Here is a 25,781-nt window from a genome sequence, read left to right on the forward strand (position 1 = left end):
CCAACTGGAGGGAATCAATAACCGGATTAAGGTGATGAAGCGGATGGCTTACGGATACCGCGACTCCGAATTCTTCTTCATGAAGATCAAAGCCGCGTTTCCCGGAAATCCGTGATGAACCAAAAAAAAGCCCGCTCTGGGAGCGGGCTGAAGTCTATTTCCTTGGAGGAGAATAGAGGAGACAGGTGTAATTATGCTGCGACGCGGTATATCTGTCTACTTTATTGTAGTAATACTAGATATAACCAAACGCAATATCACTTGTCTCCCACATACGGCAGCACCCGGCTGGCCAGGCGGGTATCGGTACGCAGCACGCTTACCTCGTCAGCCAGGATGTGCACCGCCTCATTCAACAGTACATCTTTGGCGTTCTTGGCCGCTTTTTCAGCCTCCAGTTCCGCCGACAGCGAACGTTCGTCACCCTGCAGGCCGTCATCGGTGTGGATCGCTCCGCGCACCTGGTTGGTCTGGCGCTGGGCGGCACGCGGATTGGCTGGTTTGGCGGCAATCGCCTTGTTCAGCGCATCTTTGGCGTCCGCTACCTGGATAGGGTCATCCGGCGACGGGCCGGCGGCGAGGCGCTGCTCACGCAGCTTGGCACGGGCTTCCTGCTGGTCGCGTTCCTTGCGGCGCACCGTTTCGTTGAGCGACACCACATTGTCCTTGCGCTGCTTTTTGACGTAGTTGATGTCGTCCAGCAGGTACTGGTAGTCCTTGTCCTTGGCCACGCGGGCTTCGTGCTTTTTGTCCAGGATCGGCACGATTTCTTTCAGCTCACCGGCAGGGATATACACCGCTGGCTTGACCTGGGTGTAGGGCAGCGCGTTGTCGTAGCTCGATTCGCCGAAGCTGTCGGCATCGCTGGTGGCGGCCAGCTTGATATCCGGCGTCACGCCGCGCAGCTGGGTGGTGCCGCCATTGATGCGGAAGAACTGGGCAATGGTCATCTTCAGCTCACCGAAGCGCGATTTGTCGCTCTGGCCGAAGCGGTCCAGGTTGACCAGGGTCTGCACGGTGCCTTTGCCGAAGCTTGGCTCGCCGATGATCAGGCCGCGGCCGTAATCCTGGATGGCGGCAGCAAAGATTTCGGAGGCGGATGCAGAGCCGCGGTTGATCAGCACACCAACCGGACCTTCCCAGGCCAGGCCAGGGACGTTGTCGGACTCCACTTCGACGCGGCCTTCGGCATTACGCTGCTGCACTACCGGACCACGGTCGATGAAGAGGCCGGTCAGCTCCACGGCCTCGGTCAGCGAGCCGCCGCCGTTGTTGCGCAGGTCGATCAGCACATTGTCGACCTTCTCTTTCTTCAGTTCGCCCAGCAGGCGGGCGACGTCGCGCGTGGCGCTCTTGTAGTCCTTGTCGCCCTTGCGGCGGGCGTCCCAGTCCTGGTAGAAGGTCGGCAGCGAGATCACGCCGACACGGCGCTTCACGGCGCCATCCTTGACTTCCAGGATGGTTTTCTTGGCCGACTGCTCTTCCATGCTGATTTTCTTGCGTACCAGCGACAGCACGTAAGGCTTGCCGTCCGGGCCGGCGTCTGCCGCCAGCACCTGCATTTTGACGGTCGAATCTTTCGGTCCGCGGATCAGTTGCACCACGTCGTCGATACGCCAGCCCAGCACGTCGGTAAACTTGTCGCTATCGCCCTGGGCCACGCCGACAATGCGGTCGCCCACTTTCAGCTTGTTGGACAGGCCGGCCGGGCTGCCCGGCACGATTTCGCGGATGACGGTGTACTCATCGCGGTTCTGCAGCACGGCGCCGATGCCTTCCAGCGACAGGCGCATGGCGATGTCGAAGTTTTCGGATGCACGCGGGCCCAGGTAGTTGGTGTGCGGCTCGATCGACATCGCATACGCGTTCATGAAGATCTGGAACACGTCTTCGTTATTCAGCTTGCGCGAACGGGTGACATAGTTCTCGTAGCGCTTGTCCAGCGTTTCGCGGATGGACTTGTCGTCCTTGCCGGCCAGCTTCAGGCGCAGCCAGTCGTTCTTCACGCGCTTGCGCCACAGGTCTTTCACTTCGGCTTCGGTCTTCGGCCAGTCAGCCTTTTCACGATCGAACTGGTAGCTCTCGTCCTGCGTGAAGTCGAATTTGGATTTCAGCAGTTCGCGCGCATACGCCATGCGGTCGGCGAAACGCTGCTGGTACAGGTTGTAGATAGCGAAAGGCGTTTGCAGGTTTTCGCTGTTGATGGCGTCATCCAGGCGGGTTTTTTCCTTGCTGAAGGAGTCGATATCAGCCTGGGTAAAGAACAGTTTTTCGCCGTCGAGCGATTTGAAGTAGCGGTCGAAAATCTTTTCCGACATCGCATCGTCCAGCGGCGTAGCCTTGTAATGGTAGCGCGACAGCACGCGGGACGCCCACAAGGCGGCCTGGGTCTGCTGTGCTGCAGGCTTCATTGGTGCATCTGCGGCCTTGTCTGCCTGGGCTGCGCCAGCATAGGCGGTGACCAGTGCCAGGGACATCGTGGCCAACAGGGTGTGCTTCTTCATCGGCTTGCTCCGAACGTAGGTGATTCCAAGAGAATAGTGCTAATCCCATTCTACAGGATAGGTCATGCTTCTGGAGAGAGGGATGACGGCCAGTGTGCTGCGCTTCACTTAAGCCAGACTGAAGGCTGAGCTCTCTGACAATATTTGCCCTAAGTCGTTGAATTTGGCAGAAATTTCCGCAAGGCAATTGGCGTTCAGCGCCCTGGCTGCCATGAATGCAGCCAGGGATATGCCGTCCATGCGTACCACCCGGCGCCTGCAATAAGGGCCAATGGCCATGAACGCATGGCCAGCTTCCAGTCCGCCGCGGATGGCCAGCAGGCCAGGAACTGCGGCGCGATCAGCAAAGCCAAGCCGGCGTCCAGCGGCGTGAAATGCCATGCGCCGTGCGTGCGCTGTACGGCGATCCCCCAAGGAATCAGTACCAGCAGCATCGGCGCCAGCGCCGTGAGCGCGGAGTTGTACCAGCTTGCGTTGGCGAGTTTGACCTCGCCCAGGCGATAGCCGTTCCCATCGCGGCGCGGGATGACCGACAGTGAAACTGGCTGCGCAAACGTGACCAGGCCGGCCAGAAAATGGGCCAGTTCGTGGCACAGCGTGCCGGGCAGCTGCAGCAGCGTGAATACGACAAAGCGCCGCGACAGCACCCAGATTGCCGCCGCCAGGCAAAGCGACGGCACGAGATAGAGGCCTATATCCATCGAGCCATTATACCGGCCCCACCTCCAGCGGCAGGGTGCGCAGGCGCTTGCCGGTGGCGGCAAAGACCGCATTGGCCAGCGCCGGAGCGATCAGCGCCGTACCCAGTTCGCCCATGCCGCCGGGCGATTCGGTGCTCGGCACGATATGGGTTTCCATCACCGGCATTTCATTCATGCGCATCAACGGATAGTCATGGAAATTGCTCTGCATGATGCGGCCATTTTCCAGCGTCAGCTTGCCGTACAGCGCGGCCGTCAGCCCGTAGACCTGGCCGCCTTCCGCCTGCGCCACGACGCCATCCGGGTGCACCGGCTGGCCGCAATCGATGGCGGTCACCACGCGCTTCACCGTCACCGTGCCCTCTTTGCTGACAGCGCATTCAAGTACCGCTGCGGCAAAGCTGCCCCAGGCGGTGCCGACCGAGACGCCAAAGCCCTCGCCCGGCCCCGGCTTGCGCGTAGCCCACCCGGCTTTTTGCGCGGCCAGGTTCAACACGGCCAGCGCGCGCGGGTTCTTGCCCAGCAAAGCCTGGCGGTAGGCGACGGGATCCTTGCCCGCCGCATCCGCCAGCTCGTCGATAAAGCTTTCCACCACAAAGATATTGTGGGTCGGTCCCACGCCGCGCCAGAAACCTGTTGGCACGCCGGTTTCGACCGGCATGTATTCGACATAGCGCGCCGGGATGCTGTACGGTCCTTCGGCCATTTCGACCGCATCGGTATCGATACCCTTCGCCAGCCACTCCGGCGCGTAGCGCGCTTCGATGGACGAGCCGGCGAAACGGTGGCTGAAAGCGACCGGCATGCCGCCTGCATCCAGCACGGCCGCCATCTCGTCGCGCCAGAATGGCCGGTAGTAATCGTGCTGGATGTCTTCCTCGCGGCTCCAGATCAGCTTGACCGGATAGTCCACCTGCCGGGCCACCAGCGCCGCCTGCACCGCTACGTCCACCTCGAGCCGCCGGCCGAAGCCGCCGCCCAGCAACTGGTTATGCACCCGCACCGACGCCGGCGCAATGCCGAGCGCCTTGCCCACGAAATTCTGCAAGCGCTCGGGTGCCTGGGTTCCGGTCCAGATGTCGACGCCATCCTTGCCTACGCGAGCGGTTGCGTTCATCGGCTCCATGGTCGCGTGCGCGAGGAAGGGCATGGTGTAGACTGCATCCACCTTGCGCCCCGCGCCCCCGGCCACCTTGGCGTAGCCGCCTTCATCGTGCACCACCAGGCCTTTTTCCTTGCCGGCACTGGCCAGTTTCTGCTCCCACGCCGCACTGGAAAAGCCTTTGTTGCTGCCTTCATCCCAGGTAATGGCGCAGGCGGCCAGGCCCTTGCGGGCCGCGCCGGTATGGTCGGCAATCACCGCCACCGCATCGTCCAGCCTGACTACCTTGCGCACGCCTTTGACTTTCAGCGCCTTGCTGTCGTCCACCTTGGCGAGCTTGCCGCCGAACACCGGGCAGGCGGCGATGGCAGCAACCTTCATTCCCGGCACCACCGCGTCAATGCCGAATTTTGCCGTGCCGTTGACCTTGGAGGGCGTATCGGTGCGCTTGGCGCCCTTGCCGACCAGGGTATAGCTGCCAGCCGGCTTGAGCGCGATGTCTTTTGGCACCGGCAGCGCCGCCGCGTCGGCAGCCAGCGCACCGTAAGCCAGCTTACGGCCGCTGCCAGCATGCACCACTTCGCCGCGTACCGCCTTGCAGCTTGCCGGATCGACGCCCCATTGTTTGGCGGCCGCCTGCACCAGCATGGTCCGTGCCGCGGCGCCGGCCTGGCGCAGCGGCATCCAGGCCGCACGGATACTGGCGGAGGCGCCGGTCAGCTGGACGCCGAACAGGCCGTGCCGGTAAGCCGGATCGGCGGGCGCATGGGCCGTCCTGACTTGCGACAGGTCGACCTCCAGCTCTTCCGCGACCAGCATGGGAATCGAGGTATAAGTACCCTGCCCCATTTCGACATAGGGCATGGTCAGCGTGACCATGCCGTCACTGCCGATGGTCACAAATGCATTCGGGGTAAAGCTGTGGGCCGCAGCGGCCAGCCCGGGCAGGTGCACGGCCAGTACCAGGCTGCCAGTAGCACCTGCGCTGGCCTTGAGGAATTCGCGGCGCGAGACAAGGGCTTCCATGGCTCATCCTTTCGCAGCAGTCTTGATGGCGGCACGAATGCGGGAATAAGTCCCGCAGCGGCAGATATTGCCCGCCATGGCGGCGTCGATATCGGCATCCGTCGGGTGCGGATTGGAGGCCAGCAGCGCGCTGGCGCTCATGATTTGCCCCGACTGGCAGTATCCGCACTGCGGCACATCGTGCGCGATCCAGGCCTGCTGGATGCGCTTGCCCGCCGCCGTCTCCCCGATCGCCTCGATGGTCGTGACCTTGCCCTTGCCGACACTGGACACCGGCGTCTGGCACGAACGGATCGGCTGTCCGTCCAGGTGCACCGTGCAGGCCCCGCACAAGGCCATGCCGCAGCCGAATTTGGTGCCATTCATCTGCAGCACATCGCGCAATACCCATAGCAGCGGTGTATCGCCGTCGACATCGACGGTGTGCCGCTTGCCGTTGATCGTCAGGACATAGCTCATGGCTGGCTCACTTTCGTAACAGATGGTATATAGTGATTATCTTGCCAGTCGCTAAGTCCTTGTAGGACTGGCTTGCTCACTTCTGGTACTTTCTTGCTACGAGGGATGCTATGCCTGCCACGCTGCCCCCGCGCGTGCAGCATCGGCTGGAGGATTTCATCCAGGCGCACCTGCACGAAGAGATCAACCTGGATACACTGGCCTCCGTGGCCAATGTCAGCCGCTTCCATTTTGCGCGGGTCTTCCGCGCCAGCAAGGGCAGCAGCGCCATGGCTTACCTGGAACAGCGCCGCATCGAACGCGCGCAAGACTTGATCCGCAGCGGCGAAAGCACGCTGGCCCAGGTCGCGTCGTTGGTGGGGTATGAGGACCCGAGCTATTTCACCCGGCGCTTCCGGTTAAGGACGGGCCTGACGCCGTCCGCCTGGGCGCGCCAGGCCGGCAAAGCAGCAGAGGGTCAGCCCGTGTAGAAGCAGCGGCCGCAGGCCTGGCGATAGGCTTCGTTGCCGCCGATGCTGATTTGTTCGCCCTCGCGGATGCGCTCACCCTTTTCATCCACGCGGATGTTCATGGTCGCCTTCTTGCCGCAGGTGCAGATGTTCTTGATTTCCTCGATATCGTCGGCCAGCGCGAGCAGGTAGGCCGAGCCTGGGAACGGCTCGCCGCGGAAGTCGCTGCGCAAGCCGTAGCAGATCACCGGCACGCCCTTGGCCTGCGCCAGCTGGTGCAGCTGCTTGACCTGTTGCGGCGAGAGGAATTGCGCCTCGTCGACAAGCACGCAAGCGACCTTCTGCATGTCCTGCAGGAAGTCGGTGTCGGCCGAGAACAGCTCGACTTCGCGCTGCGGACCAAGGCGCGAGGTGACCTTACCCACGCCATAGCGGTCGTCGATGGCGGCGGTGAACAGGCGCACCATCAGGCCCTGCTCTTCGTAATTGTGGGCGACCTGCAGCATGGAGGTCGATTTACCTGCGTTCATCGCAGAATAACGGAAGTAGAGTTTTGCCACGGTGGAATGTATGTTAAAAGTCGCTGCGGGATTATACGGTGCCGCCCGCCATCTTCCAAAAAAGGTATAAGCTAGCGCAGAGAAATTCCTTCTTGATTCATTCGAAACGCCACACAATGCGCGCTTTTCGCAAGGAGAGAAAATGCAGAATACCCGACCTGCAGCTTTGTTCAGTCTGATCGGCAATACACCGCTTGCCGAAGTCACACGTCTCGATACCGGCCCGTGCCGGCTGTTCCTCAAGCTCGAATCGCAGAATCCCGGCGGCTCCATCAAGGACCGCATCGGCCTGTCCATCATTGAAGCGGCCGAGCGCGATGGTTTGCTCAAGCCGGGCGGCACCATCGTTGAAGCCACGGCCGGCAACACCGGCCTGGGGCTGGCCCTGGTCGGCGCCATCAAAGGCTACAAGGTGCTGCTGGTAGTGCCGGACAAGATGGCCACCGAAAAAATCCTGCACTTGAAGGCGCTTGGCGCGGAGGTGCGCATTACGCGCTCGGACGTGGGCAAGGGCCATCCCGAGTATTACCAGGACTACGCCGCCCGCCTGGCCGGCGAGATTTCCGGCGCTTTCTTCGCCGACCAGTTCAACAACCCGGCCAACCCGCTGGCGCACGAAACCACCACCGGCCCGGAAATCTGGGAGCAGATGGCGCGCGAAATCGATGCCATCGTGGTCGGCGTCGGCTCCTCAGGCACGCTCACGGGCCTGGCGCGCTATTTCCGCAAGGTGGCGCCGCACATCAAGTTCATCCTGGCTGATCCCAAGGGTTCGATCCTCAAGGAGTATGTCGACACCGGCAAGGTGGCCGACACCAGCGGTTCCTGGGCGGTGGAAGGCATCGGCGAAGACTTCATTCCCGCCATCGCCAATATGGACGCTATCTCACAGGCCTACACCATCAGCGACCAGGAGAGCTTCGACACCGCGCGCACCCTGCTGCGCGCAGAAGGCATCCTGGCCGGGTCCTCCACCGGCACCCTGCTGGCGGCGGCGCTGAAATACTGCCGCGAACAGACCACGCCGAAGCGCGTCGTCACTTTCGTCTGCGACACCGGCACCCGCTACCTGTCCAAGGTCTACAGCGACAGCTGGATGTTCGACCAAGGCCTGCTGCAGCGGCAGAAGCTGGGCGACCTGCGCGACCTGATCGGCCGCCGCTTCGAGAACGGCGACGTGGTCAGCGTGGCCCCTGGCGACACCCTGCTGATCGCCTTCAACCGCATGCGTGCGGCCGACCTGGCGCAACTGCCCGTGATCGCGGACGGCAAGCTGGCCGGCATCATCGACGAGTCGGACATCCTGCTCAATGTGGAAAACGATGCCTCGCATTTCAAAGGAGAGGTGGGCGATACCATGACCACCCGCGTCGAAACGCTGGCGCCATCGGCCGGGATGCCCGCGCTGCGCGATACCCTGGACCGGGGCCTGACTGCTATCATTGCGGAAGGCGGCAAATTCTATGGCCTGATCACCCGCTACGACTTACTCAATCACCTGCGCAGGACCTTATCTTGAGCGACAAGAAAAGCAAAGCCAGCCTGGCCACGCGCGTCATCCACGCCGGCCAGCATCCCGACCCATCGACGGGCGCCATCATGCCGCCGATCTACGCCACTTCCACCTTCGTCCAGCAGAGCCCCGGCGTTCATAAAGGCCTGGACTATGGCCGCTCGCATAACCCGACACGCTGGGCGCTGGAACGCTGCGTGGCTGACCTGGAAGGCGGCGCCCAGGCCTTCGCCTTCGCTTCCGGCCTGGCCGCCATTTCCACCGTGCTGGAATTGCTCGATGCAGGCTCGCACATCGTGGCTGGGGATGACATGTACGGCGGTACCTTCCGCCTGTTCGAACGCGTGCGTCGCCGCAGCGCCGGCCACGAATTCACCTACGCCGACCTGACCAATCCGGAAAACCTGCTGGCCGCCCTGCGGCCCGAAACGAAAATGGTCTGGGTCGAGACCCCGACCAACCCGATGCTCAAGCTGGCCGACCTGTCCGCCATCGCGCGCATCTGCCGCGAGCGCGGCATTCTGGCTGTGGCCGACAACACCTTCGCCAGCCCGATCGTGCAGCGCCCGCTGGAACTGGGCTTCGACATCGTGGTTCATTCCGCGACCAAGTACCTGAATGGCCACTCGGACATCATCGGCGGCATCGCCGTGGTGGGGGGCGAAGAGCGCCAGTCGCAATGGCGCGAACAGCTGGCCTTCCTGCAGAATTCCGTCGGCGCGATTGCCGGTCCGTTCGATGCCTTCCTGGCCTTGCGCGGCGTGAAGACGCTGGCGATCCGCATGGAGCGCCACTGCAAGAGCGCACTGGAACTGGCGCGCTGGCTGGAACGCGAGCCGAAAGTGAAGAAGGTGTTCTATCCCGGCCTGGAGTCGCATCCGCAGCACACGCTGGCCAAGGCGCAGATGGACGGTTTCGGCGGCATCATCTCGATCGACCTGGACACCGACCTGGCCGGCGCCCGCCGCTTCCTGGAGCGCTGCGAAGTGTTCGCACTGGCCGAAAGCCTGGGCGGAGTCGAATCGCTGATCGAGCACCCTGCCCTGATGACCCACGCCTCCATTCCTGCCGCACAACGTGCTGCGCTGGGCATCGGCGATGGCTTGATCCGCCTTTCCGTTGGCATCGAAGATCTCGAGGACCTGCGACAAGACTTGCGCAATGCCCTTGATGCAATCTGAACGCCACTGCAGCAACTGCGCACGCCCGATGCAGGTGCTCGACTTATCCGGGCACTACCAGCACCGGGTCCAGGTCGACACCTGCCAGCATTGCTGCCTGGTCTGGTTCGATGAGACGGAGTCGGTACGCCTGGCGGGACCGGGCATCGCCGCATTCGTGCGCGAGATCCACGGCGCCATGCAGGCCACCGAAGGGCATGACCACGCGATCTCGCTGTCGCGCATGCAGACTTGCCCGGTTTGCCAGTCCGCGCTGAAGACGGTAGCCAACCGCACGCGCTTCGGCCGCACCAGGCAAATGGAATGCCCCGAGGGGCACGGCTATTACCAGACCTATATTCTCTACCTGGCGGAGAAAGGTTTCGTGCGGCCGCTGGCCTGGTCGGATATCCATTCCCTGCAGGCGGCAGGCAAAAAGCTGTTCTGCGCCGATTGCGGCCATCCCCTGCCCGACCGCCCGATTGCCGAATGCCCTGCCTGCCGCTCCGCCATCGAGGTCATCGACCCCACACGGCTGGCCATGGCGATCGACCGGATCGACGCCCCCCTTGCGGCCCCTGCCCCTGCCGCAACCGCGCTTGACCAGTACAAGTGCCACGGCTGCGGCGGCGCCGTCGACCAGACGCGTGAAATCTACTGCCCGCATTGCCACGCACCCGTGCTGCGCCACGACACTGAGGATGCCGCTACGGCAGCGGCGCATGCTTCCGAACTGGCGCAGGCGGCCGTTCGGTCACAGCGCATGCGCCAGGAAGCTTCAGCCAGCGCGGCCCACGCCCTGGCCGAGCAGCGCGCGATGAACGCCTACATCGAAGGCCAGCGCGGCCAATGGGCGAAAAAGCTCGAAGGCAAGTTCGCACTGGGCATCCTGCTCGCAGCCCTTGCTTTCATCGTCTACATGAGAAGCCACTTTTTCTAGTCTGTCGGGCGGCGCGCCGGGTCGGTGATGTTGAAGACCCGCCGCACCAGGCTTTCCAGCGCCACGAATACGCCTTCCACGCCAAAGCCGGCGATGAAGGACAGGGCCGACGTGCTCAATGCCCAATTCCCCAGCAGGCCGATTTCGCTGCCCGGCGTCTGGCCGGAAGGGTTGACGAACAGCGCAATGCAGGCGCCGATCGTGGCCCCAAGCGCGAGCTGCAGCAAGGCCAGCGTGTAGTCGCGCGGCGATAGCAGGCTTTCCCGCATCTTGGCCCACAGGCCGCGCACCACCGCCGCACCTGCGCCGAGTATGCCGTAGAACAGCGGCAGCACGGCGGTTCCCACCACCAGCGTGACGACGCGCGCCTGCTCCTCGACGCTGCTGCGCGCGATGCGCTCCTTCTCTACTGCCGTCGCCCCGGCGGGCGCGGCTTCCGCCGGCGGCAGCGGCCCAAACAGCTGCGCCACCTTGCCGTAGCATATGCGCCACGGCACCAGCCAGTCACGCAGGTTGCTGCGCACGACCGCCACCTGCCCGGAGAGCACGCGGCGGCGCGTGCAGAGCTGGAATTCCTCGGTGCTGCGGAATTGCGGCATCCCGGTACGGTCAACCGCCGTACAGAATTGCAGCGGGGGCGCGTTGGCATTGGCAGCGTGCTTGATTTCCGCTTCGTCGATTGCTTTGGACAGCGTGGTTTGCTGCGCTTCCAGCGTATCCAGGTGCTGCAGCATGGCGTTCCCGCCGGTGATATGCCAGGACATCACGCAGGTCATCACCAGGCCGATCAGCAGCAGGAGCACGATCCAGAATATGCGCCGGTTGAAGCGGTCGGCAGCTTTCACCAGACCAGGGAAAGCATAGCGTGCCAGCGTCAGGCGCGTCGGCTTGTCCATGTGGCGCGCCGGCGCGGCAATGACCGTCCCGCGACGCAGCATCATCGCGCGCAGCCAATTGCGCCAGTCGCGCTGGTTGTCCTCACCCACCACCAGCAGCGTGAAGGCAATGGTCAGGCCGGTGGCCGGGCGCGCGACGGCGTTCAGCCTGTCCTTGGCGCACAGCACTTTCACCGCCTGCGCCACACGCTGCTCGTCGTTCTCCGGCGGCGTCAGGCCGATGGCGCACAGTTCATCGATGTGCGGCTCGCCGTCGTCATGGTTGTGGAAATTGTAGAGGCTCTTGTCCCAGCGTCCGGAGATGTGGTCAAGCAGCAGGAAGACTTCATTCAGTTCGCGCACGAAGATGAAGTCTTCGATCCTCTGGCAGGCCTGGCTGCCGTTCTCGTCTTGGCTGGAAGACATGGCGCCTCCCCATTGGGCAAGTTGTCACTTCATTGTGCGCCTGGCAGGACGGGGAGGAGTTTGCGCCAGCTCAAAAGTACGCCTTATTCGCCCGGATGGTACTTGCGCTCCAGGTTCTTTTCAATGTCTTCCTTGTAGAACAGCACGTCCTTGAATTCACCGCGCGCGTACATCTCGGCCTGGTCGGTGAAGTGCGGCGAGGCCGGGTCGCCACTTTCGCCGCCGGCCAGGATGCTCTTGGCCTTTATCTTCGGTCCGAATTCCACGGCCGCCACAAAGCTATTGCCGCGCTCGCCATAAATGCGCTTGGTGCGCTGCGGCGAAGTCATGCCGAAGGCCGCCAGCGAGCCCCAGTTGCCGGACGCGAAAGGCACGGGGATGCTTGGCTTGTTGTCGTCGTAGGTCTGCACAATGTCGCCGGTGAGGCGCTGGAAGCGGTTGATCTCGCCCCATGGCGTTTTCCAGCTGCCGAAATCCGAAGCCAGCTTGTTCGAAGCGCGCACCAGGGCTTCCAGACGCTGCTTCGGCGTCAGCTGCGTGGCCAGGTAATCCAGCAAAGGCATGCCCTTTTCTTTTGCCGCCGGACCGTATTGCTTGGCCTGATCCTGCAGCCAATAGATCGCCACCGAGGTCGGCACGGACGTCAGCGAATAGCGCATGTCCCAATCGCGCAGCAGCGTGACCTGTTCGATCACCGCGGCCTTCGACAGGTCGCTGGCAGGAGCCTCGTCGTAGGCGCGCACCAGCAGAGGCAACAGTGGTTCGAATGCAGTCAGCTGGCTGTCGTAAGCGGCGGCGATCAGGCTGTCGATGGTGAAGTCCCTTTTCCCCTGCAGCACGCGCACCGCATGGATACCGCGCGCGTTTTCGCCGTTGACCGACATATAGGCCGGGTAGTCTTGCGGACGCGGGCTGTAGGCGCCCGCGGCAGAAAACGGCCAGTTGTTCGTGTTCTGGATCCAGCCATTCTTTGGATTGAACAGCTGGATGGTCTCGCGCACCTGGTGCAAGCCCTTCCAGTCGGTCGCCGGATCGGCGCCGTCCACAGGTTTTGTGAAGTCGAAGCGGGGATCGCGCACAGGCATGAAATTGCCGTGGAAGTAGGCGATATTGCCGTCTGCGTCAGCGTACACGGTGTTGTTCGAGGAATTGGTGCGCAGCTCCATCGATTTGTAGAAGGCCGCGTAGCTGCGCGCCTTGGTGCGGATGAACGACTGCGTGAGCGCCTTGAGCGGCTCATTCATCATCGCCACCGAAACCCACTTTCCATCCTTCTCGCGCACCACGGGGCCGCGATGGGTGAAGTAGGCTGTTACCGTCTTTTCGGCCATGCTGCCGTCAGCCGCCTTGTATGGCAAGCGTACGGTCTCCGCGCGGAACGGGCGCAACGCCTTGCCGTACTGATAGAAGAACTTACCGTTCTTCCCGACCACCGTTTCCAGGTATTCGTCGATCACATCGCCGCCGCCGGACGTGTGCATCCAGCCGATACGGTCATTGAAACCCTGGTAGACGAAGAACTGGCCCCAGGTCACGGCGCCGTAGGCATTCAATCCTTCCTGGCTGCTGACGTGGATCTCCGGCCGGAAGTAGAAGGATGTATGCGGGTTGATCATCAACAGCGCATGGCCCGATTTGCTCAGCGACGGCGCGATGGCGAATCCGTTCGAGCCGCTCGGCTCTTTTTCCAGCGCGCTCACGCTGCCCATTTGCACCGGCGCCGGCTGCTTGCTGTAGAAGGCTTTCAGTTGCTCGATGTTGACCGACTCGATATCGCCGCCGATGCTGCCTTCACTGAAGCTGAGCGCCATCCATGGTTCGAAGCGGGTCAGCAGGCGTGCCTGCACCTTCGGGTGGCTGTGCAGGTAGAAATTCAAACCATCGGCCCAGCCGATCATCAATTTCTTCAGCCACTCCGGACTGGCTTTGTACTGCGCCATCAGCTGCTCCGGCGTGATGAAGAGCTTCATACGCAAGTCCTGGTACAGCGCCTGCTCGCCTTCCACTTCCGCCAAGCGGCCCATGGCGTTGATGTAGTTCAGCTCGATGCGCTTGAAGTCATCTTCCGCCTGGGCGTACATCATCCCGAATACCGCATCCGCATCGCTCTTGCCATATATATGGGGAATGCCCCATTTGTCGCGCAGGATGGTAACGCGCTTGGCAATGGCTTGCAGGCGCAGCACTTCGGCAGGACTCAGCTGGCTCGCCGGCTGCTGCGGCGCCGGGGCGGCAATCGCGGGGACGGCGCAGAATGCGAACAAGGCGGCACTCAGGTTTTGCATGCTTTATTGCTCCACTAATTGGGCAATGCGTTCGCGCAGGTCGGCATTTTCAGCGCGCAGCGCGGCATTCTTTTCCTTCAATTGAGAGATTTCCAGGCGCAGCACTTCTACTTCCGTCAGCGGAGCTGGACGTTCGGCAGCCTGGTATCCGCCTTCCTCAGCGTCCTCTTTCGGCGGCTTCGGCGGGCGGTTGGCGGCGCGCTGTTCGCGGATTTCACGGGCGGCCTGCTGCAGGAACTTGCGGCCACCGGCCACGGCGGACTTCTGGTCTTCTTCCGGCAGCGAGGCCACGGTAGCGGCGGCGTTGATCGAAATCGTCCCTGATCGCACAGCCTCCACCAGTTCCGGCGTGGCGCTGCGGGTGATCTTTTCGATCTGGCCCAGGGTATTGGCGCTCAGGCGCGCTGCGCGGGCGATGTCCTCACGCTTGGCCTTCGGCTTCGGCGGCGGAGCGGCTTCCTCGCTTTCCGGCTCGGGCGGCGCAATGGCTGCATCTTCGGCTTTGGCCGTCTCTTTCGCGGCCTGCTCGCGCTTGGCCAGGATTTCCTGCTGGCGCAGGGCCAGCACGCCACGCTGGAAATCCGACACACTGCGCCGGCCCAGGTGGTTGTCGATCATCCACAGCATCACGTCTTCAATATTGTTGAAGCTCGTGTTCTGGGAAACCTTGAATGGAATGCCATGCTGCTGGCAGATCGAATAGCGGTTATGGCCATCGACCAGAACATCGTTCCACAGTACCAGCGCATCGCGGCAACCTTCGGCCAGCAGGCTGCGCTCCAGCGCAGTGCGTTCGGCTTCGGTCAACGGCTCGATATAGTCCCGCAGGACGTCATTGATTTGGATTTGCATGTGGTCTTTCCAGGAATTCTGCGACCAGCATGCTACAACATTCCGCGCCGATTACAAGCGTTGTCAGATTGATCACTGCTGGATGTTAACGAACAGTCATGCCATAATAGCGGGCTGCATCTGCCCCGGTGGTGAAATTGGTAGACACACCGGACTTAAAATCCGTTGGCCGCAAGGCCGTGCCGGTTCGATTCCGGCCCGGGGCACTCCATACAAATGCGGGTTTCAAGCGAAAAGCCATGGATTCGAGAAAAATCCTTGCACTTGCCCTCTCCATCATTTTTCACGGCGCCACGGCGCACGCGCAAACAACTTCCTCATGCCGCCTGCTGGTCGAGAACCAGAACGATTTGTGGCTGGCCCGGCCGGACGGCCATGTCATCTCGAGAATTACATCAGATGGGCAATTAAAGCCGGCGGCCGCACTCCAGCCAGGCGGAAGGCTCGTCGCCTACAGCACACTGGATTCTTCGCGTGACCTCGTCCTGTCGGATTCAACTGGCCACATTGTGAACCAGGCAAGCATCGGCGCCGGAGACGCCGTCACGGGCCTTGACTGGACTGCCAGTGACGCTCTCCGGATTGCCATTCACGATGGGCCGGCCACCAGCCAGTACCATTTCTTCAGAATCCAGCCGGGCAATCGCCTGGTTCGCTCCTCGCCAGGAATAGCTCAAGGTTCAGCATGTGCCCTCTCGCCAAATGGCAAGCAGATGGCTTGCCTCGTCGCCGATGCGCTGACTGTCGATGGCAAGGACATCTTTTACCTTGGCGGTCCTCATGAAGCGGCAGGCGCTCTGGCCTGGAGCCCCAATGGACAACATATCGCCATCGTCGAAGCCAACGATGCAGGGCAAGCTGCCCTGCTCTTATTGCAAAACCGCGGGGCGGTTGAGGCCAGGCTCGAGGTGCCAATCGCCGGCCCGATTTCCTCAATTCGCTTCCGGACGAACACTTCGATCGAGGTCAAGGGCCGGCTAGATGTTGTCGAATATGCCGTCCCTGCAACTGGAGTGGTAAAGTCAGCCAGCAATGTGCTCAAACCGCTTTTCCTCCGGTCGAATACGATGCCGCTGCACGTAAACGGAACTGTGGCCGACGCCATCGTAAAGGATTGGACTTGCGAGAAACAGAGGTGAAAATAGCCGCCGGTAAATAATTGTTTCAAAATTACGGGATCCCCTAGTTGACGGCGTGCATTGTTCACGAATAAACTCCGCCCCGTTATCATTTTTGGAGCCCCCTTTCATGGGCACTTGTTCGAGTCATAGTTGTTCCCGAATTTACTTCGGCATCGCATAACGGCACGATCACGTCCTGGGCTCCTGTCCCTACCGTCATCTGCCATACGCGGATGATGGACCTCCATCAGACAACCTGAGATTCAAAGCGCGCACGATCGCGGGCCCGCATCCATTGCGGAGAGCCTGATGTTCGCTTCATTCACTACGCGTCCCAATCGCTGGGACTGGGCACTGTTGCCGCTCGTCCTGGCGGTGCTGGTTGCTGTCGCCTATGGCGCCATGCAGATGGCACGCCCGTTCGTGCTCGGCCAGCCTACGCCGGTCAGCCTGGACGTGGCGGGACTGCCCTATTACCTCTTGCGCACGATCTTGCGCATGTTCGCGGCAATGGCTTTCTCGCTGCTGTTCGCCTTCGTCTTTGCGGCGGTGGCGGCCAAGTACAAGATGGCCGAGAAGATCCTGGTGCCGCTGCTGGACGTACTGCAGTCGGTGCCCATCCTGGGTTTCCAGGCGATTGCGATTGCGCCTTTCATCGCCCTGTTCCCGGGCAGCCAGTTGGGGGTGGAATGCGCGGCGATTTTTGCGATCTTCACCTCGCAGGCCTGGAATATGGCGTTCAGCCTTTACCAGTCGATGCGCGCGGTGCCGGCCGAACTGCATGAGGCGAGCCGCATGTTCCGCCTGTCGGCCTGGCAGCGCTTCTGGCGCCTGGAACTGCCTTTCGCCATGCCTGGCCTGCTGTGGAACATGATGATGTCGATGTCCGGCGGCTGGTTCTTCCTGGTGGCGGCAGAGGCCATTTCCGTCGCAGGACAGGACGTCAAGCTGCCCGGCATCGGCGCCTACATTGCCGTCGCCATCGAGGCGGAAAACGGCCGCGCCATTGCCTGCGCCATCGGCGCCATGTTCGTCGGCATCGTGATGTACGACCAGCTGTTCTTCCGTCCCCTGCTGGTGTGGGCGGACAAGTTCCGCTTCGAAGAATCGGAAGGCGATGTGGGCCGCCGCTCCTGGCTGCTGGACTGGGTGCGCCGCAGCCGTATCGCCAGCCGCCTGAGCGACAAGGCGTGGACCGTCATGCGCGGCACCCTGGCCTGGTTCCCTGCCCGCCCGGTGCGCGCTGAAGTCGCGGACAAGCCGGCCGGCCGCTTCCGCCTGCCTGCCCGCGCAGCCGATACAGTGCTGCTGGTTGTCGCGATATGGGCCAGCTACCGCGTCGCCGCCTTCATCCACACGGAAGTGGGCTGGCGCGAAGCGGCCAGCGTATTCGGCCTTGGCCTGGCGACCCTGGTGCGCGTAACGGTACTGATCGCCCTCGCCTCGCTGTTCTGGGTGCCGGTAGCGATCTGGATCGGCCTGCGCCCGCGCTATGCGCAGAAAATCCAGGCGGTTGCCCAGTTCCTGGCGGCCTTCCCGGTCAACCTGCTGTTCCCGGTGGTGGTGTATTCGGTGCTGCACCTGGGCCTGAATCCGGACATCTGGCTTAGCCCATTGATGGTGTTCGGCACCCAGTGGTACATCCTGTTCAATGTGGTCGCCGGCGCCTCCACGCTGTCCAACGATTTGCGCCTGGCCGCGGCAAACCTGGGCCTGAAGGGCTGGCTGAAATGGAAGCGTATTTACCTGCCGGCGGTCTTCCCGAGCTATGTGACGGGCGCGATTACCGCTTCCGGCGGTTCGTGGAACGCCAGCATCGTGGCCGAATACGTTACCTGGGGCAAAACCACCCTGGTGGCGCATGGCCTGGGCAGCTACGTGAAGCAGATGACCGATGCCGGCGACTTCCCGCGCATCGCGCTTGGCATCGGCGTAATGTGCATCTTTGTAATGACAATCAACCGCTTCGTCTGGAGCCGTTTGTATCAGGAGCAAGCATGAACGATAAAGTCCTGGTCGACCTGCAAGGTGTCGGCAAATCCTTCCGCATGGGCGATGGCGCCAGCCGCAAGGTGCTCGATGGCGTCGACTTCACCCTCCAGTCGGGTGAAATCGTGGCGCTGCTCGGCAAATCCGGTTCCGGCAAATCGACCTTGCTGCGCATCATTTCGGGCCTGGTCAAGGCCGACGCGGGCAAGGCTTGCTATCGCGGCGCGCCCCTCTCCGAACCGGTGCCGGGCATCGCCATGGTATTCCAGTCGTTTGCATTGTTCCCATGGCTTACCGTGCAGCAGAACGTGGAACTGGGCCTGGAGGCGCAAGGCGTCGCCGCGGACGAACGGGCCGTGCGCAGCGAAGCCATGCTGGACTTGATGGGCCTGTCGGGCTTTGAAGGCGCCCTGCCGCGCGAGCTTTCCGGCGGTATGCGCCAGCGCGTGGGCATCGCCCGCGCCCTGGTCACCAATCCCGACGTGCTGCTGATGGACGAAGCGTTTTCCGCACTGGACGTGCTGACCGGCGAAACCCTGCGCAACGATATCCTGGAACTGTGGGACCACGGCCGCATTCCGACACGCGGCATCCTGGTCGTTTCGCACAACATCGAAGAAGCGGTGATGATGTCGGACCGCATCATCATGCTGTCCAGCGACCCGGGCCGCATCCGTACCGAGATCAAGATCGACCTGCCGCGCCCGCGCAATGCGGATTCCCCGGCAGTGCGCCAGCTGGTGGACGAGGTGTACGGCCTGATGACCATGCGCCCGGCGCCTGCAGCCGGTCCCGCACGCGAGGCAGGACCCGACTATCGCCTGCCGGACGCCGACATCGAGACCATCGAAGCGGTGCTCACCCTGCTGGCGTCCGCGCCGTTTGAAGGCCGCGCCGACTTGCCGCGCCTGTCCGACGAAAGTGAACTGCCTGGCGAGGAACTGTTCCCCGCCTGCGAAGCACTGTCCCTGCTCGGACTGGCCATCGTGGAAGGCGGCGACATTGCCATGACCGCCCTGGGCCGCCGCTATGAAGCAGCCGATCACGCCGGCCGCCAGGCCATCTTCGGCCGCCAGCTGCTGGCGCAAGTCACACTGCCGCAACTTGTGTACAGCATGCTGCGGGCATCCGCCGACGGCGCGCTGCCCGAGGAACAGATTCTTTCCCTGCTGATGGAAACCAGCGAGCAGGAGGAAGCTCGCCGCATCATGCGTACCGCCGTGGAATGGGGGCGCTACGGGGAAATTTATGAATTCGATTTTCACACTCGCCGCCTGCGCCTGGCCTGATCGACGACGCATCCTGCTGGCAGCCGGCGCGCTGCTGGCCCTTCCCGCCTGGGCTGGCCGCCCGCTTGCCACCGACGACGCGGCCATCCTCGATCCGCATGATTGCCAGGTCGAGGCCTGGCACCAGCATACGGGCAGCCTGCGCGAATGGTGGGCCATGCCCGCCTGCCGCGTGGGCGATTGGGAACTGGGCGCCGGCAAGGGGCAAGCCAGCGCTTCGGTCCTGCAGGCCAAAACCATGTTGCGCAATCCCGGCGAGAGCGGCGAAGGCTGGGCCCTTGCCCTCACTATCGCCAGCCAGCAAGGCCCGGTGCGCCAGCAAATACTCAACCTGCCGCTGACAATGGCGTTCCTCGACCAGGCCGTCCTGTGCCACCTGAACGCAGGCTGGATGCGCCCGCACGGCGCTGCGACCCGCAACACCTGGAGCGCGGGCGCCGAATATGCTTTCGCCCAGCGCTGGAGTGCATCCCTGGAAAGCTACGGCAGCAAGCGCCAGGCGCCGACGCGGCAGGTGGGCATCCGCTACACATTGATCGCAGACCGCCTGGACCTCGACGCCAGCGTTGCGAAAACATCGGGCGCGCGGCCGCAACTGGCTCTCGGCATGACCTGGGCCCTGCCGCACGCGCTATACTAGGTTTATGAAAAAACTACTTCCCATTGCGGCCCTGGCAAGCCTGCTGTCGGCCTGCGCCGGCATCAGCCAGCAAGCGTTTTATGCCAACCCGGCCGAAGCGAGCCCGTTCGAGATGTGCAAAACGCTGAGCACGGGCGTGCCCGACATGAACTTTGCCAATGCCTTGCGCATGGAACTGGGCCGCCGCGGCGTAGCCGAGTCGTCCTGCCCGCAAATCATCAAGACGCGTGAAACCGGCGTGGGCGTGGGCGTCGCAGCCGGCGTCGTAGCGCTGGCCATCGCCGCCAGCAAGAGCAGCAATACCAGCGTCGGGGTTGGCGTGGGCGGCACCATCGGGCTGGGCGGCGGCAGCGCATCCGGCCCAGCCGCAGTACCGGTGGCCGAGCAATTCGCCTGGGATCAATATTTGGGCGAAAACGGCAGCGCTATCTGGACTTGCCGCAGCATCCAGACCGGCGTCCCCGCCGATCCGGCTTATTGCAACGGCAAGCCGATGGCCGACACGACCTGGCCAGGCATGTCCGCGCCACTCCACTAGCGTTTCGTCGCACGGCGCCTATGCGCCCGGCGCGCACGATAGCGGCAATCTTTCGGCTGATCAGCACACTCGCGAGGAAAATGGGCACTTTCCTCACGGGTGATACGCACAGTGATCCGAATCGGCATTTCCGGCTGGCGCTACAAGCCGTGGCGCGGCGTTTTCTATCCGCCTGACCTGGCGCAGGCGCGCGAGCTGGAATTCGCCGCCCGCGCCGTGCGCACCATCGAGATCAACGGCTCCTTTTATTCACTGCAGCGCCCGGAAAGCTACCAATCCTGGTACGACGCCACGCCGCAAGATTTCGTCTTCGCCCACAAGGGCAACCGCTACATCACCCACATCCGCCGCCTGCGCGAACCGGAAAAACCGCTCGCCAATGTATTCGCCAGCGGTGTATTGCTGTTGCGCGAAAAACTCGGTCCTTTCCTGTGGCAGTTCCCGCCCAATTTCACATTCGACGAGGCCTTGTTCGAGCAGTTCTTTAGCCTGCTGCCGCAAGATAGCGAACAAGCGTCCGAACTGGCGCGCCGCCACGAACCACGGATGAATGGCCGCGCCGCTACCGAGACCGACGCCCGCCGCAAATTGCTGCATGCGGTGGAGATCCGCAACGACTCTTTCGCCGATCCCGCCTTCATCCGCCTGCTGCGCAAATACAAGGTTGCGCTGGTGGTGGCCGACACCGCCGGCAAATGGCCGGATCATGAAGACGTTACCGCCAGCTTCATGTACCTGCGCCTTCACGGCGAACAGGAACTCTACGCCAGCGGCTACACGCCCGAGTCGCTTGACCGGTGGGCTGCCCGCATCCGCGCCTGGGCCGGCGGTGACCAGCCTCCGGACGCAAAGCTGATCGTCGACAGCGCGCCGCCAAAGCGCGCCAGCCGCGATATCTACTGCTACTTCGACAATGACGTGAAAGTCCATGCGCCGTTCGACGCGCACAACCTTGAGTTAAGGGTGCTCGGATGAAGGCTGCCGCTGCGCGCGGTAGATACCCTGCTGGCCAGAGAACATGAAGGCCACCACGCAGGCCAGCGCGGCGTAGGGGCCAACCGCCGGCCCGAACAGTTCCATCGCCATCACCGTGCAGGCGAGCGGCGTATTGGCCGCGCCTGCGAATACCGCGACAAAGCCGATGGCGGCCAGCAGCGGGAACGGCAGGTGCAGGATCGGCGCCAGCGCATTGCCCAGCGTCGCGCCGATATTGAACAGCGGCGTCACTTCGCCGCCTTTGAAGCCGGCCCCCAGTGAGCCCACGGTGAACACAAACTTGCCGAGCCAGTCCCACCAGTCAAGCGGCACGCGGAACGCTTCCACCATCGGTCCGATGCCCAGGCCAAGGTAGCGGTGCAGGTCAAAGCTGGAAAGTCCGACCACAGCCGCGATGACGAAGCCACCCACCAGCGGCCGCAGCGGGGCATAGGCAAAGCGCGCCTTGAACCAGGCCGACAGGCTATGCGTGGCAGCGGCAAAAGCGCGCCCCACCAGGCCAAAGATCACGCCCGCCACGACGATGGCCGCCAGCGACAGCGCCAGCGGGCCATCCGGAGCGCCCAGCGGTCCCGCCGGATAATGCGTATGCCCCACGCCCCACCAGCGCGTCACCTGGTCGGCCAGCACGGCCGCCAGCATGCAGGGATAGATCGCGGCAAGGCGCATGCGCCCTACCACCAGTACTTCCAGGCCGAAGATGGCGCCTGCCAGCGGCGTACCGAACACCGAAGCGAAACCAGCGCTGATGCCGGCCATCAGCACCGTGCTGCGGTCTTCGCGGTGCAGGCGGAACACGTGGGTCAGCTGGTCCGCCAGCGCGCCGCCCATCTGCACCGCCGTACCTTCGCGCCCGACGGAGGCTCCGAACAGGTGCGACACCACGGTGCTGCACAGGATCAGGGGCGCCAGGCGCAAAGGCACCACTTTCTTGGGATCGTGGATCTCGTCAATCAGCAGGTTGTTGCCCGCCTCGACATGGGAGCCGATGTGGAGGTAGATCCAGCCGACCGCGAAGCCGGCCAATGGAAGCAGCCATACCACCCAGCGATAAGCTTCACGCCAGGCGGTGGCCACGTCCAGCGCCACCAGGAAAAATGCGGAAGCGCTGCCTGCCGCCACCGCGACCAGCGTCGCCAGCAGGCTCCATTTTCCAAGATAGCGCAATTGCTTAATGATGATCGTGCCCCTTCTTGTCGCGGGTGACTTCCAGCGGCTTGACGCCGGCCGGCACCGATGCGGCCGGCGCGCTGACCGCAGGCGGCAGTTCGCCAGTCCACTCATAGGCGGTGCTGCCTTTCGGCGCCCTGTACCAGCCGGGATCGGTGTAATCGCCCCTCTTCTGGTCCGGGCGCACTTTCATCAGCGTGAACATGCCGCCCATTTCGATTTCGCCATGGGGGCCGGTACCGGTCATCATGGGCAGCGTGTTTTCCGGGATCTCCATCTCCATGCCGCCCATGGAACCGCCCTTTTCGCCCATCGCCATATAGCCCGGCACCAGCTTGCTGATTTTTTCCGCCACGCCGCTATGATCCACGCCGATCAGGGTCGGCACGCTGTGCCCCATGGCGTTCATGGTGTGGTGCGATTTGTGGCAATGGAATGCCCAGTCGCCGGGATTGTCGGCGATGAATTCGATGGCGCGCATCTGGCCCACGGCCACGTCGGTGGTCACTTCCGGCCAGCGCGCGGCCGGCGGAATCCAGCCGCCATCGGTGCCGGTCACTTCGAAGCGGTGGCCATGGATATGCATTGGGTGGTTGGTCATGGTCAGGTTGCCGGCGCGGATGCGCACGCGGTCGCCCTGGCGCACGACCAGCGGGTCGATGCCAGGGAAGGCACGGCTATTGAATGTCCAGATGTTAAAGTCCGTCATTGTGTTGACCTTGGGGACCATGCTGCCCGGTTCGATATCGTACGCGCTGAGAAGGAACACGAAATCGCGGTCCACCGCGTGCTGGCGCGGGTCTTTCGGATGGGTCACCCAAAAGCCCATCATGCCCATCGCCATCTGCGTCATCTCGTCAGCATGGGGATGGTACATGAAAGTGCCGGCATGTTTGGCGACAAATTCATAGACGAAGGTCTTACCAGGCTGGATGGCGGGCTGGCTGACACCCGACACGCCGTCCATCCCGCTAGGCAGGATCTGGCCGTGCCAGTGCACGCTGGTGTGCTCCGGCAGCTTGTTGGTGACAAAGATGCGCACGCGGTCGCCCTCGACCACTTCGATGGTCGGACCGGGGCTCTGGCCGTTGTAGCCCCACATCTTGGCCACCATGCCGGGCGCGAACTCGCGCAGCACCGGCTCGGCCACCAAGTGGAACTCCTTGACGCCATCCTTCATGCGCCAGGGCAGGCTCCAACCGTTCAAAGTGACTACCGGGTTGTAGGGGCGCCCATCGGGTGGCATCAGCGGCGGCGCAGTCGAGGCATTGGATTGCACCGGCGCTTCCGGCAGGCCGGCCGCGCCGGCACGGCTGACGAGGCCAACTCCGATCAGGGTGGCTGCGCCATTGGCGAGGAAGGAACGACGGTTGCTCATGGCTGGACTCCTTTTCCGCCAAGCGCGGCATCGAGATTAGCATCCGCGATCCAGAATTCCTTCAGCGCGGTGATGGTGTTGTTGACGGCCGCGGCCTGCTCGCGCGCATCGGCCAGCAGTTCAAACACGGACAGCAGCATGCCGTTGTAGCGCAGCAGGGTCTCCTCGGAAATCTTCTGGCGCAGCGGGATCACCACGTCGCGGTAGTGCTTCGCCAGCTCATAGGAGGCTTGGTAATCCTGGTAGCTCTCGCGCGCCTCGCTGCTCGCGTTAGTGGCTGCAGCGGCCAGCATGTTGAGCGACTGCATATATGTCGCCTCGGCGTGGGCGACGCGGGCGCCGCCCCAATCGAACAGAGGCACTTCCAGCGAAATCTCGTAGCCGTGGGAACGGCGTTCGCCGTCACGCTCGCTGATGCCGCTCAATTCCAGCACGTTGATGAAGCGCGTGGCCCTGGTCAGGCCCAGGGCGTCGGCTGTGTTCTGCGACGACAGGCGGGCCGCCTGTACGTCCAGCCGGTCGCGCAAAGCCGTGGCTTCGGCGTCGGCCACCGTGCGCGGGCCGGCCGGCAGCTCCGGCAGGCGCGCCGGCAAGCGGTAGGCCGTGGCCTGCTCGCCGGACAAGCCGAGGATGCGCGTCAGCCTTTCCCGGCTGGCGGTAGCGGCCTTGCGGGCACGCGCCACGTCGGCCATGGCGTCGGCGTGGAAGGCCTGCTCGCGCGCGGCGTCGTATTTGCTCCAGTTGCCGGCGGCCTGCATACGCTTGGCCAGCTCGCCGCTGGCTTCCGCCGCGTCGCTGATCTGCTGCGCGTATTCCACGCCCTGCTGCGCCGCCACGGCTTCGATCCAGGCAACGCGCGCCTGGCGGGCCATGGACACGGCCTCGCCAGCCAGTTCCAGCTTGACCTGTTCGAAGCGCTGCTTCTCGATGCGGCTGGCCAGCGGCAGCGTCAGGAGCTGGATGAAGTTCATGCTCAGCGTCCGCTCGATCGCCACTTCCCCGCCGCCATGCGTACGCTTGAAGCTGAAGCCCGGGTTGGCCATGCGGCCGGCTTGTACCAGTTCCGCCTCCGCGATCCCAAGATCCCAGTAGCGCGCCTGCAGGCTGCGGTTGTTTAACAGCGCCACATGGACGGCGGCATCCACGCCGACCAGTTCGGCCAGCAGCTTTTTCAATTGTTCGTCCAGCGCACGCCGGTCTTCGTCATTGCGCAACAGGCGCGTCTCGGCGCCGCTGCGTGACTTGCTTGCTTGCGCCACCGCGCCGAAGCCGCCATCGCTCGAGAACGTGGCGCACCCGGCTAGCAGCGCAGCTGCGGCGGCCAATGCCGCCAGCTTGAATGCTTGGTTCATGATTGTCTTTCCATTGCTTGGTCGTCCTGCGCGGGGGCGCAGGAAAAAGCCAGCGGCCAGGGCTGGCATGGATCAGGCAAGGATGGCCCGGGGCGGGCGCTTGGGAAGGGCAAGGTCGACCGGCAATGGCGGCACTGCATCGCGCAGGCGCAGCCTCTCGGCGCGCTGGAGACAGGTGGCCGCTTGCGGCAATCCATAGGCCAGGGCGGCGCCAACGCAGCAATCGCCCATCACGCCGCCGTGGCAGTTGCCCTGGCCGGCGGAATGATCGTGCTGGCCGGAAGCCAGCATGGCAGCGTGATCGTGATGTGCGCCGTGCCCTGGTTGCACTTCTTGCGCCAGTGGCGGCATCGGCTTGGCTGGCCCGCACAGCAGCATGCTGGCCGAAGCGAAGCCCTGGAAGGGCAAAGCCACCAGCATCAGCCAAAGCGCAACGATACGGATCACGGATTTCAT

General features: G+C 63.3%; 23 protein-coding genes and 1 tRNA gene. 12 read left to right on the forward strand and 12 right to left on the reverse strand.

What is annotated here, in order from left to right; translation table 11 throughout:
• Window positions 1-115: transposase (locus GM658_RS23735; protein ID WP_155456544.1), on the forward strand; the 115-nt coding region annotated here is incomplete at its 5' end.
• 142 nt (window positions 116-257) lie between these two features.
• On the opposite strand, the gene GM658_RS23740 is transcribed toward GM658_RS23735, so the two are convergent.
• The 4 genes from GM658_RS23740 to GM658_RS23755 form a co-directional block, all read right to left on the reverse strand.
• Window positions 258-2,504, reverse strand: coding sequence for a carboxy terminal-processing peptidase (locus GM658_RS23740; protein ID WP_155456545.1), 2,247 nt, complete (start codon window positions 2,502-2,504; stop codon window positions 258-260).
• Window positions 2,505-2,698: 194 nt separating this feature from the next.
• The gene (locus tag GM658_RS23745) at window positions 2,699-3,205 is read right to left on the reverse strand and encodes a hypothetical protein (protein WP_155456546.1); all 507 of its coding nucleotides are present in this window, start codon (window positions 3,203-3,205) and stop codon (window positions 2,699-2,701) included.
• Between the two features lie 7 nt (window positions 3,206-3,212).
• Entirely contained in the window at window positions 3,213-5,333 is a 2,121-nt protein-coding gene (locus GM658_RS23750) for a xanthine dehydrogenase family protein molybdopterin-binding subunit (protein WP_155456547.1), read from the reverse strand.
• 3 nt (window positions 5,334-5,336) lie between these two features.
• Complete coding sequence (locus GM658_RS23755) at window positions 5,337-5,792, reverse strand: (2Fe-2S)-binding protein (RefSeq protein WP_155456548.1); 456 nt, start codon at window positions 5,790-5,792, stop codon at window positions 5,337-5,339.
• Window positions 5,793-5,902: 110 nt separating this feature from the next.
• Between GM658_RS23755 and GM658_RS23760 the strand changes: the two genes are divergently transcribed.
• A complete protein-coding gene (locus GM658_RS23760; RefSeq protein ID WP_155456549.1) occupies window positions 5,903-6,262 on the forward strand; it encodes a helix-turn-helix domain-containing protein in 360 nt (119 codons plus the stop codon).
• Here GM658_RS23760 and GM658_RS23765 read toward each other — a convergent pair.
• Window positions 6,250-6,801, reverse strand: coding sequence for a thymidine kinase (locus GM658_RS23765; protein WP_170298941.1), 552 nt, complete (start codon window positions 6,799-6,801; stop codon window positions 6,250-6,252). The two genes, GM658_RS23760 and GM658_RS23765, sit on opposite strands and share 13 nt — an antisense overlap.
• Window positions 6,802-6,943: 142 nt before the next feature.
• Between GM658_RS23765 and GM658_RS23770 the strand changes: the two genes are divergently transcribed.
• Genes GM658_RS23770 through GM658_RS23780 form a run of 3 tightly spaced genes read left to right on the forward strand, consistent with a single transcriptional unit; the run spans window position 6,944 to window position 10,414 of the window.
• On the forward strand, window positions 6,944-8,320 hold the full coding sequence (locus tag GM658_RS23770) for a pyridoxal-phosphate dependent enzyme (RefSeq protein WP_155456550.1): 1,377 nt from the start codon (window positions 6,944-6,946) through the stop codon (window positions 8,318-8,320).
• Window positions 8,317-9,495, forward strand: coding sequence for a trans-sulfuration enzyme family protein (locus GM658_RS23775; RefSeq protein ID WP_155456551.1), 1,179 nt, complete (start codon window positions 8,317-8,319; stop codon window positions 9,493-9,495). The genes GM658_RS23770 and GM658_RS23775 overlap by 4 nt, the downstream gene beginning before the upstream one ends.
• Complete coding sequence (locus tag GM658_RS23780) at window positions 9,485-10,414, forward strand: TFIIB-type zinc ribbon-containing protein (protein ID WP_155456552.1); 930 nt, start codon at window positions 9,485-9,487, stop codon at window positions 10,412-10,414. The genes GM658_RS23775 and GM658_RS23780 overlap by 11 nt, the downstream gene beginning before the upstream one ends.
• On the opposite strand, the gene GM658_RS23785 is transcribed toward GM658_RS23780, so the two are convergent.
• The 3 genes from GM658_RS23785 to GM658_RS23795 all read right to left on the reverse strand — a co-directional run bounded on the left by GM658_RS23785 (window position 10,411) and on the right by GM658_RS23795 (window position 14,852).
• A complete protein-coding gene (locus GM658_RS23785; RefSeq protein WP_155456553.1) occupies window positions 10,411-11,715 on the reverse strand; it encodes a hypothetical protein in 1,305 nt (434 codons plus the stop codon). The two genes, GM658_RS23780 and GM658_RS23785, sit on opposite strands and share 4 nt — an antisense overlap.
• A gap of 83 nt (window positions 11,716-11,798) precedes the next feature.
• Window positions 11,799-14,000, reverse strand: a complete 2,202-nt coding sequence (locus GM658_RS23790) for an acylase (RefSeq protein WP_155456554.1) — start codon at window positions 13,998-14,000, stop codon at window positions 11,799-11,801.
• 3 nt (window positions 14,001-14,003) lie between these two features.
• The gene (locus GM658_RS23795) at window positions 14,004-14,852 is read right to left on the reverse strand and encodes a hypothetical protein (protein WP_155456555.1); all 849 of its coding nucleotides are present in this window, start codon (window positions 14,850-14,852) and stop codon (window positions 14,004-14,006) included.
• 122 nt (window positions 14,853-14,974) lie between these two features.
• Between GM658_RS23795 and GM658_RS23800 the strand changes: the two genes are divergently transcribed.
• The 7 genes from GM658_RS23800 (at window position 14,975) to GM658_RS23830 (ending at window position 21,404) form a co-directional block, all read left to right on the forward strand.
• Window positions 14,975-15,058 (forward strand) — tRNA-Leu (locus GM658_RS23800).
• 33 nt (window positions 15,059-15,091) lie between these two features.
• Window positions 15,092-15,991 (forward strand): WD40 repeat domain-containing protein, encoded by a 900-nt coding sequence (locus GM658_RS23805; RefSeq protein WP_155456556.1) that lies wholly within the window; start codon window positions 15,092-15,094, stop codon window positions 15,989-15,991.
• A gap of 291 nt (window positions 15,992-16,282) precedes the next feature.
• Window positions 16,283-17,974, forward strand: a complete 1,692-nt coding sequence (locus GM658_RS23810) for an ABC transporter permease (protein ID WP_155456557.1) — start codon at window positions 16,283-16,285, stop codon at window positions 17,972-17,974.
• A complete protein-coding gene (locus GM658_RS23815; protein ID WP_155456558.1) occupies window positions 17,971-19,251 on the forward strand; it encodes an ABC transporter ATP-binding protein in 1,281 nt (426 codons plus the stop codon). Before GM658_RS23810 ends, GM658_RS23815 begins: the two co-directional genes overlap by 4 nt.
• Window positions 19,211-19,891: a PA4824 family protein gene (locus tag GM658_RS23820; protein WP_155456559.1), complete on the forward strand. Its 681-nt coding sequence runs from the start codon at window positions 19,211-19,213 to the stop codon at window positions 19,889-19,891. Before GM658_RS23815 ends, GM658_RS23820 begins: the two co-directional genes overlap by 41 nt.
• A gap of 4 nt (window positions 19,892-19,895) precedes the next feature.
• The gene (locus tag GM658_RS23825; protein ID WP_155456560.1) at window positions 19,896-20,429 is read left to right on the forward strand and encodes a hypothetical protein; all 534 of its coding nucleotides are present in this window, start codon (window positions 19,896-19,898) and stop codon (window positions 20,427-20,429) included.
• Between the two features lie 111 nt (window positions 20,430-20,540).
• Window positions 20,541-21,404, forward strand: coding sequence for a DUF72 domain-containing protein (locus GM658_RS23830; RefSeq protein WP_170298942.1), 864 nt, complete (start codon window positions 20,541-20,543; stop codon window positions 21,402-21,404).
• Here GM658_RS23830 and GM658_RS23835 read toward each other — a convergent pair.
• The 4 genes from GM658_RS23835 to GM658_RS23850 all read right to left on the reverse strand — a co-directional run bounded on the left by GM658_RS23835 (window position 21,387) and on the right by GM658_RS23850 (window position 25,781).
• Window positions 21,387-22,601: a voltage-gated chloride channel family protein gene (locus tag GM658_RS23835; RefSeq protein WP_371865249.1), complete on the reverse strand. Its 1,215-nt coding sequence runs from the start codon at window positions 22,599-22,601 to the stop codon at window positions 21,387-21,389. The genes GM658_RS23830 and GM658_RS23835 overlap by 18 nt on opposite strands.
• Window positions 22,597-23,973 carry a multicopper oxidase family protein gene (locus tag GM658_RS23840; RefSeq protein ID WP_155456562.1) on the reverse strand — a complete coding sequence of 459 codons (1,377 nt, stop codon included), beginning with the start codon at window positions 23,971-23,973 and terminating at the stop codon, window positions 22,597-22,599. The genes GM658_RS23835 and GM658_RS23840 overlap by 5 nt, the downstream gene beginning before the upstream one ends.
• On the reverse strand, window positions 23,970-25,325 hold the full coding sequence (locus GM658_RS23845; protein WP_155456563.1) for a TolC family protein: 1,356 nt from the start codon (window positions 25,323-25,325) through the stop codon (window positions 23,970-23,972). The genes GM658_RS23840 and GM658_RS23845 overlap by 4 nt, the downstream gene beginning before the upstream one ends.
• 72 nt (window positions 25,326-25,397) lie before the next feature.
• Window positions 25,398-25,781: a hypothetical protein gene (locus tag GM658_RS23850; protein ID WP_155456564.1), complete on the reverse strand. Its 384-nt coding sequence runs from the start codon at window positions 25,779-25,781 to the stop codon at window positions 25,398-25,400.

This window comes from Massilia eburnea (assembly GCF_009720745.1).
Taxonomy (GTDB): Bacteria; Pseudomonadota; Gammaproteobacteria; order Burkholderiales; family Burkholderiaceae_D; genus Rugamonas; species Rugamonas eburnea.

Coding starts and splice junctions, on each gene's coding strand:
- GM658_RS23745 (WP_155456546.1), bottom strand. CDS start 3,205: ATGGATATAGGCCTCTATCTCGTGCCGTCGCTTTGCCTGGCGGCGGCA.
- GM658_RS23825 (WP_155456560.1), top strand. CDS start 19,896: ATGAAAAAACTACTTCCCATTGCGGCCCTGGCAAGCCTGCTGTCGGCC.
- GM658_RS23780 (WP_155456552.1), top strand. CDS start 9,485: ATGCAATCTGAACGCCACTGCAGCAACTGCGCACGCCCGATGCAGGTG.
- GM658_RS23845 (WP_155456563.1), bottom strand. CDS start 25,325: ATGAACCAAGCATTCAAGCTGGCGGCATTGGCCGCCGCAGCTGCGCTG.
- GM658_RS23755 (WP_155456548.1), bottom strand. CDS start 5,792: ATGAGCTATGTCCTGACGATCAACGGCAAGCGGCACACCGTCGATGTC.
- GM658_RS23815 (WP_155456558.1), top strand. CDS start 17,971: ATGAACGATAAAGTCCTGGTCGACCTGCAAGGTGTCGGCAAATCCTTC.
- GM658_RS23740 (WP_155456545.1), bottom strand. CDS start 2,504: ATGAAGAAGCACACCCTGTTGGCCACGATGTCCCTGGCACTGGTCACC.
- GM658_RS23840 (WP_155456562.1), bottom strand. CDS start 23,973: ATGAGCAACCGTCGTTCCTTCCTCGCCAATGGCGCAGCCACCCTGATC.
- GM658_RS23790 (WP_155456554.1), bottom strand. CDS start 14,000: ATGCAAAACCTGAGTGCCGCCTTGTTCGCATTCTGCGCCGTCCCCGCG.
- GM658_RS23760 (WP_155456549.1), top strand. CDS start 5,903: ATGCCTGCCACGCTGCCCCCGCGCGTGCAGCATCGGCTGGAGGATTTC.
- GM658_RS23810 (WP_155456557.1), top strand. CDS start 16,283: ATGTTCGCTTCATTCACTACGCGTCCCAATCGCTGGGACTGGGCACTG.
- GM658_RS23805 (WP_155456556.1), top strand. CDS start 15,092: ATGGATTCGAGAAAAATCCTTGCACTTGCCCTCTCCATCATTTTTCAC.
- GM658_RS23795 (WP_155456555.1), bottom strand. CDS start 14,852: ATGCAAATCCAAATCAATGACGTCCTGCGGGACTATATCGAGCCGTTG.
- GM658_RS23750 (WP_155456547.1), bottom strand. CDS start 5,333: ATGGAAGCCCTTGTCTCGCGCCGCGAATTCCTCAAGGCCAGCGCAGGT.
- GM658_RS23820 (WP_155456559.1), top strand. CDS start 19,211: ATGAATTCGATTTTCACACTCGCCGCCTGCGCCTGGCCTGATCGACGA.
- GM658_RS23850 (WP_155456564.1), bottom strand. CDS start 25,781: ATGAAATCCGTGATCCGTATCGTTGCGCTTTGGCTGATGCTGGTGGCT.
- GM658_RS23770 (WP_155456550.1), top strand. CDS start 6,944: ATGCAGAATACCCGACCTGCAGCTTTGTTCAGTCTGATCGGCAATACA.
- GM658_RS23785 (WP_155456553.1), bottom strand. CDS start 11,715: ATGTCTTCCAGCCAAGACGAGAACGGCAGCCAGGCCTGCCAGAGGATC.